Consider the following 850-nt stretch of genomic DNA (forward strand, 5'->3'; position numbering starts at 1 on the left):
CGAGTCCAACACAGGATTAGAGACCGTTAAGGTATCACCATCGGCATCGGTGGCACTGGCTACGACATCTAGAGTGATACTGGTGTCTTCATCACCTGCCCCCGTAGTGTCATTAGCAATTGGGGCTTCATTGACTGGATTAACCCTCACGGTAATAGTGCCTGTATCGCTGCCACCATTACCATCAGACACTGTATAGTTGATTTGGGCTTCGCCATTGAAGTTGTCTGCGGGGGTAAATACAACTTGATTCGAATCAATTTCGACACTTCCTTGGCCCGAAGCTATAACTGGAGACGTTACCGTCAATGTGTCCCCTATATCAAGATCACTAGCACTTGCCACAACGTCTACTACAATGCTACTACCTTCATCCACATCAACTGTTAGGTCTGCTGCAACAGGGGGAATATTGGTTGTATTTATAGCAACGGTAATACTTCCTGTATCAGTTCCACCGTTTCCGTCATTCAATGTGTATTCAATATTGGCATAGCCAGTGAAATTTGTGCTAGGTGCGAAAACAACTTCATTTGCGACCACTGAAACTAACCCGCTACCCGATAACAAAGTAGCCTCACTAACAATAATACTGTCTCCTTCTACATCATTACTGTGCGCTAAAACATCAATACTTAGTTGGGTATTCAAGGAGCCGTAAACGTTGATGTTCCCAGCATTAGGAGCATCATTAATGGGACTAACATTCACAGTGACCGTTGCTGTATCACTACCACCGTTGCCATCGGACACCGTATAACTGATTTCAGCCTGACCATTGAAGTCACTTGCTGGGGTATACACTATTTCGTTCGCAACAACCGACACACTACCTTGCCCTGATACCAAG

The 850-nt window shown here is 45.2% G+C and carries 1 protein-coding gene; it reads right to left on the reverse strand.

The window, feature by feature from the left end:
• Positions 1 to 850 (reverse strand): tandem-95 repeat protein (locus ACYVGZ_RS04235; RefSeq protein ID WP_460751671.1); only part of this gene is annotated, 850 nt, incomplete at both ends.

The organism is Marinomonas epiphytica, assembly GCF_054780655.1.